The organism is Flavobacterium sp. (genome assembly GCF_044348915.1).
In the GTDB taxonomy this organism is placed as follows: Bacteria; Bacteroidota; Bacteroidia; order Flavobacteriales; family Flavobacteriaceae; genus Flavobacterium.
Window position 1 is genome coordinate 22306 of sequence record NZ_JBIKRX010000006.1, and the last position, 13850, is coordinate 36155.

Consider the following 13850-nt stretch of genomic DNA (forward strand, 5'->3'; position numbering starts at 1 on the left):
ATTTAAATACTTTTTAAAGCAGTAATCAGCAAATCGATGTCTTCTTTGGTATTAAAATGACTTAAAGAAATGCGCAAGCTAGGTTTTTTCAAATCGTCACTCGAAAGCATTTCGGCCAAAACGTGCGAGGGCTTTATACTTCCCGATTGACAAGCACTGCCGCGAGACACAGCAATTCCTTTCATATCCAAGTGAAACAAAATCATTGCAGTTTTAGCATCGGGAAAAGGTAACAATACATTTAAAATAGTATAAATTCCATCCGAAGTTCCATTGATTTCAAATACTGGAAATTCGATTTCTAATTGAGTAACCAAATAACTTTTCAACTCCTGAATGTGATTTCTTTCGGTTTCTAAATTAGCATCAGAAAGCTCCAAAGCCTTTGCCATTCCGGCAATTTGATGCACTGCTTCCGTACCGGGACGCAAACCTTTCTCTTGTTCACCACCATAAAATAAAGGCTTTAATCCTGAATTTTTCTTGATGAATGCAAAACCAATTCCTTTTGGCCCGTGGAATTTATGAGCACTCGCCACCATAAAATGAATAGGTATCGATTTTAAATCAATTTCCAACTTACCAACAGATTGCACCATATCTGAATGAAAAAGCGCATTGTGTTGCTCACAAATCCGCCCAACTTTTTCAATTTCTAAAATAGACCCAATTTCGTTATTGACGTGCATTAAGCTCACTAAAGTTTTAATGTCTTGCGAAAGCAAATCGACCAAATCCGTCAAATCGATTTCTCCATTGTGCTTCACAGCAACAAAGTCAACTTGAATATCGAACTCTTCTTTTAGATGTTCAACTGTATATAAAACAGCGTGATGCTCTATTTTACTTAAAACAATTCTTTCAATTTTCAAATCCCGAACTGCAGAGCGAAGAATCCAATTATTAGCTTCGGTTCCACAAGAAGTGAATACAATTTCTTGAGCCGATGCATTCACAATCTTGGCAATAGACTTTCTGGAAAGCTCTACAACACTTTTGGCAATTCGCCCAAAACTATGGGTTGAAGATGGATTCCCATAATCTTCAGTCAACACTCTAGTCATTTCATGAATGACTTCAGGACGCAATTGAGTTGTCGAGGCATTATCGAGATATACTTTTTTCATATAGGCAAAGTTATGAAATATCAATTGTGATTCCGGCACTATCAATTGGCAATTTTTCACTATTTTTGCCACAAATATTTTAGACGATGAAAAGAGTTTTTAGCCTTTTGCTTTTTGTGCTTTTATTAAACGGATGTGATGACGGTGATTTAACTTTAGAAACCATAGATTTCGAAGATGCTCAAACACAAAGCTGCAGCACAAACGACATTATCTATAAACTTAAAGAAAAAGAAGCTTTACTGCTTGAAATTCCGAACTCAGTTTTTGTAAATGAACCTACCGATCCCTCTGCCCCAATTGTTATCGATATTGACAATTCAACTTATCGAGTAGTCTATCGATTTTACGATGGGACAGTAGCAGCTGATAATATTTGCAATACAATCCCACCTGCTAAGCCCTATATCACCGACCAATGGACTGCAACTTCTGGTAAAATCGAAATTTCAACTACTACCAATACATCAGCAGGAAGTATTCCTGGAAGCACTGTAATTACTGGATATAATCATCGAATTGTTTTCAAAAACATCACTTTCGCAAAAACGAATGGCACGCAAGTATATGAAACATTTGTTTTTGGAGACTATGTAACACCATCAACACCTTTGCCGTTTGGATTTGACAAAACAGTAGAGCAATGTTCGAGTGCTCCCAAACAAGTTTACAATTACACCAGCAGTGAAGCCATAACAATGGACAATCTGGATGCAGGACTTATATCTAATGTAGAAACTCCTATAAATAGCCCTAGAACAGCACTAATAGGCGCTGTCAAAAACAAACTTACTTATCGATTGTATGTAAACGGAATTCTAACACCTAGTTACTTCTGCAATCTAATCCCGCCGCCGCTTCCAAGTGTAGGCGAAGAATGGATCGGCGTAAATGGTGTACCCAATGTCAGCGGTATTATCGAAGTTAGCACTATTAAAAGTGGAACAACCGCTTTTAAACATACGATTGTTATTAAAAATGCGACCCTAAAAAAAGGAAACAGTACTTTCAAATTGGGTGATATGTACACTTATGGCGAGCTAATAACCTTCTAATTCTTCTTTATTTTAAATTATAAAACCGCAAATTGGCTTATCAATTTGCGGTTTATTTTTTATTATTAGGCAGCAGTTTTAACTCAAAATCAAATTATTTACTGCTTTGCTTAATGAAAACCTCTGTAGCTCCTTGCCCGTATTTTTGATAATTTCCGTCTTGAAAAGCGATATTATCATAACGCCCTAGCAAAAAATCCAACTCAGCTTTCAATATTCCCTCGCCAACACCATGAATAAAAACAATCTTAGGAATCCTGTTTTTAATCGCAAATTCGATGTGGCGCTTTGCTGTTTCGGCCTGTAATGTTAAGATGTCATAATTGGACATTCCGCGTTTATTGGCAACCAATTTCTCGATGTGCAAATCGAATTCTGGAGCGGGAATTTCACGTTTATCCTTCTTCTCTTTAACAAAACTTCTGGGTTTTGGAATTTCTTTTTCCTTAGCGAATTCTCCTATATTTATCCTTCTAATAGAATCCATTAAGTTACTGGAATTGTTAACCTTAAGCAATTCATTGACAAAGTATGTCATCACGAATCCATCTGTAGTTTCTATAGTAATTTGTCTGTCTTTGACCGAAACAACTACCCCGTTTACATCTTCGTCTAAAACCGAAACTTGATCTCCTTTATTGAACATTTTAACTCTTTATTATTGTTTTACTATTTCAATTTTTCCACTTCGATTTCAAAGTCCATCAACTTTAAACCAAACTTGTTTATCCTTTTTGTCCTCTACTCGAAACAGCCATTTTAAAAAAAATGATGATTTTCAACTCTCTTGTAAAAACTAATCGAATTCCTATTTAGTTCCAGTCGCTGTTGAATCAAGTTTTAAGATTGCAGGAACTTGAGAATTGGTGCTTGTATTTGTAGGTGCAGGAACAACTTTAGTAACTGGAGAATCTAAAGGGGCACCGACGGCAATATCACAGCGATGTCCAACTTGACCGTGCGGAGGATTCATTCCTGGTTTGGTAACCACCACAGGAGCAGTGGATTTTGTAATTACCGGAGCAGAAGCATTCACTGTAGAAGTTGTTACCGCTGGATTTGGTTTCGATTTGTTAGGCGGCGAATTCAAAGGAGCACCAACCGCAATATCACAACGATGACCCGGTTGACCGTGCGGAGGATTCATTCCTACAGCAGTCTGATTTGAATTCTGTGGTGACACTGATGGGTTTTGATTTGAATTGAGAGGCGCTCCAGGTGTTGCTACCGGCGAAACTGCAGGACTTTCAGCCGATGGAGGGCTTGTAACCCCAGAACTTTCTTGTGGTTCCAATTCTTTTTTACAAGAAATAAATACCATTAAAATCAACATCAATAAACTTGAAATGCATTTCGTTTTCATACTCTAAGTGTTAAAATTTATAGCCTTCAAATATAGTTTTTATACTAATATCTACAACAAAACTCCAATTTTTAAACTGGTTACATATCTTCTAAATCTTCTGCAAACCGATATTTTACTTGAAAAACATCATTTATTTTTCATTTTTTTCGGTGATTATTACTGCAATTTCTAAAAACAACTTACTTTTACCTATTATACTAACATTTGAATTTTATCATCGTGATTAAAAATCGAACCATACAAACCATTTCAGCTTTAAAAAGTCATTCTTCCATCAATTATGGGATTAAAACTATGACAGAGGCTTTCACTGAAAAACTGTTCTATACCCTTTTTGACTCTAATGCATCATTGGACCAAAGTATTGATGAACTTGAGAAATTATTCAAAGACATTTCGAAAATTTCTTGCAAAAAGCCAGACACTTTATGTGACGAAATTTGGAATCAATTTCTTGAAAAACTACCTTTTGTTTTAGAAAATCTCAACCAAGACGCGGCTTTTATTTTAGAAAACGACCCAGCTTCCAACAGTATTGAGGAGGTATATTTGGCTTATCCAGGATTTTATGCTATTGCCATTTACAGATTGAGTCACGAGTTGTATTTGCTTAATATGTTGCTCCTATCAAGACTGATGAGCGAATATGCACATCGCATTACCGGAACAGATATTCACGCAGGAGCTGAAATTGCATCACCTTTTTTTATTGACCATGCTACCGGTATTGTTATCGGCGAGACCACTGTAATCGAAAAAAATGTAAAATTATACCAAGGGGTGACTTTAGGTGCTTTAAGCGTTAGTAAAGACCTTAAAAGCACCAAGAGACACCCAACTGTAGAAAAAAATGTTTGTATTTATGCTAATGCTACAATTTTGGGAGGCAACACAACTATAGGAAAAAACAGCATCATAGGCGGTAATACTTGGATTACCAAATCGATTCCAGAAAAATCAATTGTGACAAATACCACCATAACCGAAGTAAAAATAAAAGAGCTAAAATAGAATGAACAGTCAAGATATACTGAAACTCATAGGAAATACACCTTTAGTCGAAGCCCGAAATCTCGTTAAAAACAAGAATGTAAAACTCTTTTTTAAAATGGAAGGAAACAATCCAGGCGGAAGTGTAAAAGATCGACCTGCCTACAATATGATTGTATCAGCATTAGAAAGAGGTGATATCAAAAAAGGTGATAAACTTATTGAAGCAACAAGTGGCAACACGGGGATTGCTTTGGCGATGATAGCCCAATTACTCAACATAGAAATTGAGTTAATTATGCCTGAAGATTCTACAAAAGAACGCACTCAAACCATGCGAGCTTATGGAGCCAAGGTGATTTTGACTCCTGCATCTAAAGGAATTATTGGCTCGAGAGATTATGCCGACCAAAAAGTGGCTGAAGGTGGCTATTTTATGCTCAATCAGTTTGCGAATGAAGACAATTGGAAAGCCCATTATAAAACGACTGGGCCCGAAATTTGGAGAGACACACAAGGCACTGTTACACATTTTGTCTCGGCAATGGGAACAACAGGAACCATTATGGGAACTTCAACCTATCTGAAAGAAAATAATCCTGCAATACAAATTGTTGGAGCACAACCCAGTGATGGTTCGCAAATTCCAGGAATTAGAAAATGGCCACAGGAATATTTGCCTAAAATATTTGATGCTTCAAAAGTAGATACCATTATGGAAGTTACCGAACAAGAAGCCCGTGCGATGACCAAAAGATTGGCACTAGAAGAAGGAGTTTTTGCAGGAATGAGCAGTGGTGGTTCTGTAACGGTCGCTTTGAAACTCGCCGAACAAATGGAATCTGGTGTCATCGTAGCTATTATTTGCGACCGAGGGGATCGCTACCTATCTTCGGATTTGTTTGATTAATATATGAAATATTTTCACTTAATAGTACTACTTTCACTATTTATGGCAGCAAAGGCAAATGCTCAAGACTGGGCCAATTTAAAAAAATACCAAAATGAAAATGCTGCTCTAAATCCAGTCGAACTTGGACAAAAAAGAACCGTTTTTATGGGCGATTCCATTACTGAGTTCTGGTCGGTGCTGCATCCCGAGTTTTTCACCAACAAACCTTATGTGAATCGCGGCATCAGTGGTCAAACTACGCCTCAAATGCTTGTTCGATTTAGAGCTGATGTAATAACATTAAAACCATCTCTGGTGGTGATAATGGCCGGCGTCAACGATATTGCCGGAAATACAGGTCCTTCGACTCTGAAAATGATGGCTGACAATATTTTCTCGATGGCTGAATTGGCCAAAGCCAACCAAATTAAAGTGATTTTGTGCTCCGTGCTTCCAGCTTATGATTTCTCTTGGAACAAAGGCTCCTTTCCTGCCCAAAAAATTGCAATACTAAATGCAATGATTAAGAACTATGCCGATGCCAATAAAATTCTTTATTTAGACTACTATTCGGCTATGGTAGATGAACGAAATGGAATGAAAGCGCAATACTCTGAAGACGGGGTACATCCCAATAAAGCAGGATATGAAGTAATGGCGCCACTTGCTGAAAAAGCGATAGCTGAAGTCCTATCATCAAAATAAACTTTCCTTTAAAAAAAAGTAAAATAATTAATGTTCAATAAATCCAATTTCAAAGAATGGTTTGATCGGTATAAATATGCCGAAATAGCAGCGACATCGGCTGCGTTGGCGAGTTCTCAATTCAGCCGAATCTTTGATGGTTTGATAACAGCGTATTTGATCACTTTTGCCGAATATATTGCCTTTTATGGGGTTATTGTATTTATGGCATACCAAAAATTAGTCAAAGCCAATCGGTTATTGGATAAAAAAACATCGCTTAAAGAAATAATTATCCTAATTCGAAACTTACTCCTGGAATTTGGGTATCCAGCTATCCTAGATTTGTTCTTCATACGCCCATTTTGTATGTATTGGATGCCGATTTTGACAGGTAATTATTTTATGGGAATCCTACTCGGAAAAATTTCGGCTGATTCCATTTTCTATGGTCTCGCCATTGTTAATTATGAATTGATTAAACGGAAACGGTAATCACAAGAACTCATTTCCTTGATTAATTTTGAATAAATACCAACTTTTCAAAAATATTTCCCAATTTGAATTTATAAAACCATTCAAAGACTTATTTTTGCGCTATGGCTAAGAAAAATACAGACAAGATCGTTTTTGATCATATAAAAGTCCTTGATGCAGGTGCAAAAGGCGTTTCGGTGGCAAAAGCCCCAGATGGAAAAGTAATTTTTATTCCGAATGTTGTTCCCGGCGACGTGGTCGATGTGCAAACTTTCAAAAAGCGTAAGGCCTATTATGAAGGAAAAGCAGTTAAATTTCACGAATTTTCAGAACACAGAATCGAACCTATTTGCGAACATTTTGGTGTTTGTGGCGGTTGTAAATGGCAAAATATGAAATACAGCCAGCAATTGTACTACAAACAAAACGAGGTTTTCAATCATTTGCAACGCATTGGCAAAATAGCACTTCCCGAGTTTGAACCGATTTTAGGTTCCGAAAAACAATTCTTTTACAGAAACAAAATGGAATTTTCGTTTTCGAACAGCCGTTGGTTGACCGAAGCTGAAATTGGAAGCGACGATGACTTGGGTAATAGAAATGCCCTAGGTTTTCATATTCCGAAAATGTGGGACAAAATTTTAGATATCAATAAATGTCATTTACAGGAAGATCCTTCGAATGCGATTCGCAACGAAATCAGGTCTTTCGCCAATGAAAATGGTTTGACTTTTTTCAACCCAAGAAATCACGAAGGTTTGCTTAGAACTTTGATGATGCGCACTGCTTCGACTGGTGAAATAATGGTTTTGATTCAGTTTTTCGAAAATGACAAAGCCAACAGAGAATTGCTTTTAGACCATATTTATGAAAAATTCCCGCAAATTACTTCGCTGCAATATGTGGTGAATAATAAAGCAAACGATACTTTATACGACCAAAACATTAAATTGTACAAAGGAAGAGATTACATTTTAGAGGAAATGGAAGGCTTGAAATTTAGCATTAATGCCAAATCATTTTACCAAACCAATTCAGACCAAGCCTACGAATTGTATAAAATTACCCGAGATTTTGCTGGATTGACTGGTACAGAAACCGTTTATGATTTATACACAGGAACTGGAACCATTGCACAATTTGTTTCGAAAAACGCCAAAAAAGTAATTGGAGTAGAAAGCGTTCCCGAAGCGATTATTGATGCCAAAGCCAATGCGGAACGCAACAATATTACCAATTGCGAGTTTTATGTGGGCGATATGAAAGTAGTTTTCAACGAAAGTTTTATTGCACAACACGGCAAACCTGACGTAATTATTACCGACCCACCACGTGACGGAATGCACAAAGACGTTATCGAGCAAATATTGAAAATTGAACCAGGAAAAATTGTGTATGTAAGTTGCAACTCGGCGACACAAGCCAGAGATTTGGCTTTGATGGACGAAAAATACAAAGTGGCTCGTGTGCGACCTGTAGATATGTTTCCACAAACGCATCACGTAGAAAATGTTGTACTTTTGGAGAGGAAATAGTGGTCAATGGTCAGTAATTAGTGATCAGAAATTAGTGATCAGTTGTTCGATATGCCATTGAAATTGAAATTGTTATTGAAATTGTTATTGAAATTGTTATTGAAATTGAATTTTGCCGTTGACATTGCCATTGATTTTTAAAAATTTATGAAAAAAATAGTTAGCCTATTATTAGTTCTGATTTTCACTTCCTCGAGTTGTGAGAAGGACGATATTTGCGATGCCAATACGCCCACAACGCCTCGTTTGGTGATTGATTTTTATAATATCACTACGCCATCAGTTAAGAAAAATGTAACCAATTTAAAAGTTATTGGCGAAGGAATGAAAGAAGGAATTATCTTCAACGAAGGAAGCTCTGGCGAGGAACAATATTTAGTCAACGGAAGCAGCGTTTCTATTCCATTAAAAACAGATGCAAATACCACCACCTACGATTTTATATTAAATTCTGGCAATGCAAACCCTACTTTGATAGACACCGATAAAGTGACCTTCAACTACACCAGAAACGATGTTTTTGTTTCAAGAGCTTGCGGTTTTAAAACCCTATTCACTTTTGCACCAAACAATCCCATTTTTCACGTTGCGGTTCCGGTAACCAAAGCAAAATGGATGCAGTTTATAACTATTGAAAAAAGCAACATAGATAACGAAAATGAAACACACATTAAAGTATTTTTTTAGTTTTTGTCTACTGTTGTCAATATTAACGACGCAAGCCCAAGACACGATTCCTAGCAAAACTCAGCTCGAAAGAACAAAGATTGTTGGTGAAATACCTGAAGCGCCCAAAAAAGCGACGAGAAAAACCAAGGATACAACCAAGGATACAACCAAAACCGATACGATTGTCCCACTTAAAAAAGACCGCTATGGTTTACGCGTTGGACTTGACTTGTATCGATTAACACGTGGATTGTACGACAAAAACTACAAAGGAATAGAGCTTGTAGGTGATTATCGTTTGACCAAAAAGTATTTTTTAGCAGCCGAACTAGGTAGTGAAGACAAAACAACCGAAGACGACAGATTAACCACCACTACAATAGGAACGTATATAAAAGGAGGATTTGATTATAATGCGTACAACAATTGGCTCGATATGGAAAATATTATTTCCATAGGTTTAAGAGGTGGTTTTAGCACTTTCAGCCAAGAATTGAATAGTTACAAAATTTACAATGCTCATCCCTATTGGGGAGAAGTACCTCCTGTTAATTCCGGAGAAACTTTTAGTGGACTAACTGCAGGTTGGATTGAGGTAGTGGCAGGACTCAAAGTAAAAGTGTACAACAATATTTTTGTTGGATTTAGCCTTAGATTGAACACACTTCTTTACGAGAAGAAACCAAGTGATAACTTCGAAAATTTATACATTCCGGGATTCAACAGAACTTATGATGGCAATTTTGGAGCAGGTTTCAACTACACCGTGACCTATTTTATTCCGTTTTATAAGAAAACGGTAAAGCCAGAGGAAAAAGTTAAATAATAAAATCCGATAAATTTATAATTCGTACTTCTTATTTCGTACTTCTTATTTCGTACTTCCTTACTACCCTATTTCCTTAATTCCTTTTATAAAAATCCAAGACATGAATAATTTTTCGCCGTCTTTGGTTTTTGCAGCTTGAAATTTTGGCGCCAAAATAGTTCCTACTACAAAAGCAGTAACAGAAATCCACGCCCCTTCTAAATGGGTATATTTGCCTAATAAGAATCGGAATAAAATAAATAAAATTCCAAAACAGCCTAACTGATATAGAAACGCACGTACTTGTAATTTTGTCATTGTTTTTAGGTTATGAGTTATGGTTTTGAGTTCCCAATTTTCTGAAATCTGCTAACTGCCTTCTGATACCTGGAACTTCGTTCTCTTGCTTCCTTCATACATTTCGTATTTCACCAAGCGGGCTTCAATGCTGGCATTAAAAAGTTTGATTTTTCGGGAAGGTTTTAGTCCTACGAATTTTAATGCTTCCAAGTTACCAGTGATGAACCAAGCATTGGTTCCTGGATAATTTTTCTTCAATGTATCACCAATATTCTTGTAAAACTCTTCCATATGAATGTCCAATCGCTCGTCATAAGGCGGATTAAAAACAATATGTAACTTCCCTTGAGACGTTTTTTCCGTTTCGAAAAAATTGCGTTCTTCGATAGTAATGTATTCATCAAGATTGGCGTTTCTGATATTGTCTTTAGCCTTCATCACAGCACTTGGTGCTTTATCATAGCCTTTTATGGTGTAATGAAATTCTCGAATTTTATTCATCAGAGAATCCATAATTTGGTCGAACAAATCGTTATCCCAATCGTTCCATTTTTCGAAAGCAAATTCCTTACGATTGATATTCGCAGGAATATTACAAGCAATCATAGCCGCTTCTGCCAAGAAAGTTCCTGAACCACACATTGGATCCAAGAAATCGCCTTGACCGTCCCAACCCGAAAGCAACAAAATTCCCGCTGCCAAAACTTCGTTGATAGGCGCAATATTCGTCGCCAATCGATACCCTCTTTGGTGTAATGAATTTCCAGAAGTATCTAATGCCACCGAAACCTGATCTTTGTCAATGTGAATATTGATTCTTAAATCGGGATGAATTTTCTCAATACTCGGACGTTGTCCTGTTCGCTCACGAAACTGGTCCACAATCGCATCTTTACATTTTTGCGAAATAAACTCCGAATGATTAAAATAAGTAGAATGCACCGTAGCATCAATCACAAAAGTCTGATTGGCACTGAGGTATTTCGACCAGTTTACTCCCGAAATCCCTTTGTACAAGGCTTGTTCATTGGTTGCCTTGAAGAAATAAATAGGCTTCAATATTTTCAAAGCGGTTCTCAACGACAAATTGGCTTTATACATAAAACCCTTATCGCCTTTGAAACTTACCATCCTCACGCCTTGCTCCACATCTTGTGCACCCAGCATTTTCAGTTCGTTTGCTAATATTTCTTCAAAACCAAAAAAGGTTTTGGCAATCATTTTAAAATTTTCCATAGACCCTTGCCCCCAAAGGGGGAATTGTTATACTAATTATTCGGCAAAAATAGTCTAATTTTGCATTTTAAATGAAATTCAAAATAATAAATGTCAGATTTAAAAAATCCACAATCGGAAATTCAAAATCGCAAAACCAAAAACTGGTTTGCCTCTTGGTTTGACACTCCCTATTATCACATTCTTTATAAAGAAAGAAATTATAGGGAAGCACAGGTATTTATGGACAATTTGACCCATTACCTCAATCTTCCAGAGAGAGCCAAAGTACTTGATTTGGCTTGTGGCAAAGGGCGTCATTCTATATATTTGAATCAATTGGGGTATGATGTTGTGGGTGCCGATTTGTCTGAAAACAGCATTACCGAAGCCAACAAAAACCAAAACAAAACTTTGCAGTTTCAAGTTCACGATATGCGTGATGTTTTTGAGGATAAATTTGATGCTATTTTCAACTTGTTCACTAGTTTTGGCTATTTCGAAAATGACGATGACAATCTTACAACGCTAAAGGCAATGAAAGAAAGCCTTACCGAACACGGTTTTGCAGTTATCGACTTTATGAACGTAAATCAAGTTATCGATAATCTTGTTCCTGAAGAAGTAAAAACAGTGGAAAACATAGATTTTCATATCAAACGATATGTGAATGATGGCCATATTTTCAAAGAAATTGACTTCGAGGATCAAGGTGAGAAATTCCATTTTACCGAAAAAGTTAAAGCCTTGACCCTTAAAGATTTTAAAGAAATGATGGAAGAAGCTGGAATTTTTCTTTTGGATATTTTTGGTGATTATAAATTGAAGAAATTCCACAAAGCTGATAGCGAACGATTAATAATGATATTTAAATAGGCTTAATTGGTTAATCGGTTATTTGTTTAATCGATTAACCTGTTAATCAGTTAAACAAAAAAATGAACTACCTTTTACCCTTATTTTCAGTCCTTCTTGGTTATGTTATTGCCTTGTTTTTGAAACCAAAAAGCAAAACGAATCTTAAATTATTATTGGCGTTCAGCGGTTCATTTTTGCTTTCTCTAACCGTGATCCATTTATTGCCAGAAGTTTATGAAAGTCATAATCATACTATTGGACTTTTTATAATGGCAGGGATTTTGTTCCAAATTATATTGGAATTTTTCTCCAAAGGTGCCGAACACGGTCACGTTCATGGTCACGAAAAAATGACGCATATTCCTTGGTTGCTATTTATCAGCCTATGTATTCACGCATTTTTAGAAGGATTTCCTGTTAGTCATCACCATAATTTAGCGATTGGGATTGCCATACATCATTTGCCAATTGCGATCATTCTAACCACATTTTTCATCAATTCGAACTTGAATAAAAAAGCTATTTTTGCATTTATGATTAGTTTTGCAGTAATGACTCCGCTTGGGACCGTTTTATCTAATTATTTACCCGTATTGAATGATTATTACATCGAAATAACCGCTGTAGTTATCGGGATATTATTCCATATTTCGTCGACCATTATTTTCGAAAGCAGCGAAGGTCACAAGTTTAATGTAGCCAAAGTTTCAATGATTATCTTTGGGGTGGTTTTGGCGTATTTTATATAATTTTATAAAAAAATAGTTATGAAAATTAATTTACTTGCATTGATTTTGCTGATTATTCTAGTGCCCCAACTCCTTGCGGCTCAAAACAAAACTATTTCTTTTGATAGTCCCAAAATTCAGTATGAAGGAAGGGTTGCTTTCAAGGATAGCGCAGCCCTTATCAATTGGTCAGGTTCCTCTATAAACCTGAATTTTAAAGGGGCTGAAATTTCGGCAATTTTAAAAGATGCGGATACCTCAAATTACTATGATGTAATTTTAGACGACAAAGTAATTTCAAAAATTCAACTAGATACTGTCAAGAAAAACTATTTACTGGCGTCTGGTCTAAGCAAAGGAATTCACAAAATCCAACTTTTCAAACGTACAGAATGGGGAAAAGGGCAAACTTTTTTTTATGGGTTTGAAACCAATACTGAAACAAAAATTTTACCCAAGTCGAAATCTAAAAAAAGGAAAATGGAGTTTTATGGAGATTCTATAACTTGTGGGTATGGCAATGAAGACACCTCTGAAAAAGACTCTGGAACGGGTCATTTTGAAAACAATTATTTAACCTATGCTGCGATTACAGCCAGACAGTTTGATGCTCAGTTTTCTTGTATTGCCACCAGCGGTATTGGGATTATGGTAAGTTGGTTTCCTATCATTATGCCGGATATTTACGATTTGACAGATCCACACGATAAAAATACCAAATGGGATTTTAACAATTATACTCCGGATATTGTTGTTATTAACCTATTTCAAAATGATTCTTGGATTGTCAACCTTCCAAAAAACGAACAATTTAAGAATAGATTTGGCTCTGAAAAACCTAAAGAAAATTTTATAATAGAATCGTATGAAAACTTTGTAAAAACCATTAGAACGAAATATCCTAGAGCGTCAATTATTTGTGTTCTTGGCAATATGGATGCTACCAAAGAAGGGTCGAAATGGCCAAACTATGTTATAAAAGCGGTCGAAAATTTAAATGATAAAAAAATATACACTCATTTCTTTAAATACAAAAATACTTCAGGTCACCCGAAAATTAGTGAGCAGAAAGAAATGGCTGACAATTTGATTACTTTTATAGACAAAAATATTAAATGGTAAAATAAAAATATAATTAAAAAACAT

The 13850-nt window shown here is 36.1% G+C and carries 16 protein-coding genes; 11 read left to right on the plus strand and 5 right to left on the minus strand.

Going from position 1 to position 13850, the window contains the following annotated elements:
* Positions 1-2: 2 nt before the first annotated feature.
* Entirely contained in the window at positions 3-1127 is a 1125-nt protein-coding gene (locus ACIQ1E_RS02000; protein ID WP_396168227.1) for a cysteine desulfurase family protein, read from the minus strand.
* Between the two features lie 86 nt (positions 1128-1213).
* Here ACIQ1E_RS02000 and ACIQ1E_RS02005 point away from each other — a divergent pair, with 86 nt between their 5' ends.
* Positions 1214-2182, plus strand: coding sequence for a hypothetical protein (locus ACIQ1E_RS02005; protein WP_396168228.1), 969 nt, complete (start codon positions 1214-1216; stop codon positions 2180-2182).
* A gap of 94 nt (positions 2183-2276) precedes the next feature.
* Here the strand turns inward: ACIQ1E_RS02005 and ACIQ1E_RS02010 are convergent, their stop codons facing one another.
* Complete coding sequence (locus tag ACIQ1E_RS02010; protein WP_396168230.1) at positions 2277-2828, minus strand: Smr/MutS family protein; 552 nt, start codon at positions 2826-2828, stop codon at positions 2277-2279.
* 162 nt (positions 2829-2990) lie between these two features.
* Positions 2991-3545 carry a hypothetical protein gene (locus ACIQ1E_RS02015; RefSeq protein WP_396168232.1) on the minus strand — a complete coding sequence of 185 codons (555 nt, stop codon included), beginning with the start codon at positions 3543-3545 and terminating at the stop codon, positions 2991-2993.
* Between the two features lie 207 nt (positions 3546-3752).
* Between ACIQ1E_RS02015 and epsC the strand changes: the two genes are divergently transcribed.
* The 7 genes from epsC (at position 3753) to ACIQ1E_RS02050 (ending at position 9621) form a co-directional block, all read left to right on the plus strand.
* On the plus strand, positions 3753-4559 hold the full coding sequence (gene epsC / locus ACIQ1E_RS02020) for a serine O-acetyltransferase EpsC (protein WP_396168234.1): 807 nt from the start codon (positions 3753-3755) through the stop codon (positions 4557-4559).
* 1 nt (position 4560) lies between these two features.
* Positions 4561-5448, plus strand: a complete 888-nt coding sequence (gene cysM / locus ACIQ1E_RS02025) for a cysteine synthase CysM (protein WP_396168235.1) — start codon at positions 4561-4563, stop codon at positions 5446-5448.
* A gap of 42 nt (positions 5449-5490) precedes the next feature.
* Positions 5491-6135 carry an SGNH/GDSL hydrolase family protein gene (locus tag ACIQ1E_RS02030; protein WP_396168237.1) on the plus strand — a complete coding sequence of 215 codons (645 nt, stop codon included), beginning with the start codon at positions 5491-5493 and terminating at the stop codon, positions 6133-6135.
* 30 nt (positions 6136-6165) lie between these two features.
* Positions 6166-6609 carry a hypothetical protein gene (locus ACIQ1E_RS02035; protein WP_396168239.1) on the plus strand — a complete coding sequence of 148 codons (444 nt, stop codon included), beginning with the start codon at positions 6166-6168 and terminating at the stop codon, positions 6607-6609.
* A gap of 104 nt (positions 6610-6713) precedes the next feature.
* Positions 6714-8126 (plus strand): 23S rRNA (uracil(1939)-C(5))-methyltransferase RlmD, encoded by a 1413-nt coding sequence (gene rlmD / locus ACIQ1E_RS02040; protein ID WP_396168241.1) that lies wholly within the window; start codon positions 6714-6716, stop codon positions 8124-8126.
* Between the two features lie 147 nt (positions 8127-8273).
* A complete protein-coding gene (locus tag ACIQ1E_RS02045) occupies positions 8274-8813 on the plus strand; it encodes a DUF6452 family protein (RefSeq protein WP_396168242.1) in 540 nt (179 codons plus the stop codon).
* Positions 8785-9621, plus strand: a complete 837-nt coding sequence (locus tag ACIQ1E_RS02050; RefSeq protein WP_396168244.1) for a DUF6048 family protein — start codon at positions 8785-8787, stop codon at positions 9619-9621. Before ACIQ1E_RS02045 ends, ACIQ1E_RS02050 begins: the two co-directional genes overlap by 29 nt.
* 63 nt (positions 9622-9684) lie before the next feature.
* On the opposite strand, the gene ACIQ1E_RS02055 is transcribed toward ACIQ1E_RS02050, so the two are convergent.
* Together ACIQ1E_RS02055 and ACIQ1E_RS02060 are read right to left on the minus strand one after the other, a co-directional pair.
* Positions 9685-9921, minus strand: a complete 237-nt coding sequence (locus ACIQ1E_RS02055; protein ID WP_396168246.1) for a hypothetical protein — start codon at positions 9919-9921, stop codon at positions 9685-9687.
* 51 nt (positions 9922-9972) lie between these two features.
* A complete protein-coding gene (locus ACIQ1E_RS02060) occupies positions 9973-11139 on the minus strand; it encodes a class I SAM-dependent RNA methyltransferase (RefSeq protein WP_396168248.1) in 1167 nt (388 codons plus the stop codon).
* Positions 11140-11229: 90 nt separating this feature from the next.
* Between ACIQ1E_RS02060 and ACIQ1E_RS02065 the strand changes: the two genes are divergently transcribed.
* The 3 genes from ACIQ1E_RS02065 (at position 11230) to ACIQ1E_RS02075 (ending at position 13826) form a co-directional block, all read left to right on the plus strand.
* Complete coding sequence (locus ACIQ1E_RS02065) at positions 11230-11994, plus strand: class I SAM-dependent methyltransferase (RefSeq protein WP_396168250.1); 765 nt, start codon at positions 11230-11232, stop codon at positions 11992-11994.
* A gap of 62 nt (positions 11995-12056) precedes the next feature.
* Positions 12057-12725, plus strand: coding sequence for a ZIP family metal transporter (locus tag ACIQ1E_RS02070; protein ID WP_396168252.1), 669 nt, complete (start codon positions 12057-12059; stop codon positions 12723-12725).
* An 18-nt stretch (positions 12726-12743) separates the two neighbouring features.
* Complete coding sequence (locus tag ACIQ1E_RS02075; RefSeq protein ID WP_396168254.1) at positions 12744-13826, plus strand: SGNH/GDSL hydrolase family protein; 1083 nt, start codon at positions 12744-12746, stop codon at positions 13824-13826.
* Positions 13827-13850: the final 24 nt, after the last annotated feature.

Coding starts and splice junctions, on each gene's coding strand:
- ACIQ1E_RS02000 (WP_396168227.1), bottom strand. CDS start 1,127: ATGAAAAAAGTATATCTCGATAATGCCTCGACAACTCAATTGCGTCCT.
- ACIQ1E_RS02005 (WP_396168228.1), top strand. CDS start 1,214: ATGAAAAGAGTTTTTAGCCTTTTGCTTTTTGTGCTTTTATTAAACGGA.
- ACIQ1E_RS02010 (WP_396168230.1), bottom strand. CDS start 2,828: ATGTTCAATAAAGGAGATCAAGTTTCGGTTTTAGACGAAGATGTAAAC.
- ACIQ1E_RS02015 (WP_396168232.1), bottom strand. CDS start 3,545: ATGAAAACGAAATGCATTTCAAGTTTATTGATGTTGATTTTAATGGTA.
- cysM (WP_396168235.1), top strand. CDS start 4,561: ATGAACAGTCAAGATATACTGAAACTCATAGGAAATACACCTTTAGTC.
- ACIQ1E_RS02030 (WP_396168237.1), top strand. CDS start 5,491: ATGGCAGCAAAGGCAAATGCTCAAGACTGGGCCAATTTAAAAAAATAC.
- ACIQ1E_RS02035 (WP_396168239.1), top strand. CDS start 6,166: ATGTTCAATAAATCCAATTTCAAAGAATGGTTTGATCGGTATAAATAT.
- rlmD (WP_396168241.1), top strand. CDS start 6,714: ATGGCTAAGAAAAATACAGACAAGATCGTTTTTGATCATATAAAAGTC.
- ACIQ1E_RS02045 (WP_396168242.1), top strand. CDS start 8,274: ATGAAAAAAATAGTTAGCCTATTATTAGTTCTGATTTTCACTTCCTCG.
- ACIQ1E_RS02050 (WP_396168244.1), top strand. CDS start 8,785: ATGAAACACACATTAAAGTATTTTTTTAGTTTTTGTCTACTGTTGTCA.
- ACIQ1E_RS02055 (WP_396168246.1), bottom strand. CDS start 9,921: ATGACAAAATTACAAGTACGTGCGTTTCTATATCAGTTAGGCTGTTTT.
- ACIQ1E_RS02060 (WP_396168248.1), bottom strand. CDS start 11,139: ATGGAAAATTTTAAAATGATTGCCAAAACCTTTTTTGGTTTTGAAGAA.
- ACIQ1E_RS02065 (WP_396168250.1), top strand. CDS start 11,230: ATGTCAGATTTAAAAAATCCACAATCGGAAATTCAAAATCGCAAAACC.
- ACIQ1E_RS02070 (WP_396168252.1), top strand. CDS start 12,057: ATGAACTACCTTTTACCCTTATTTTCAGTCCTTCTTGGTTATGTTATT.
- ACIQ1E_RS02075 (WP_396168254.1), top strand. CDS start 12,744: ATGAAAATTAATTTACTTGCATTGATTTTGCTGATTATTCTAGTGCCC.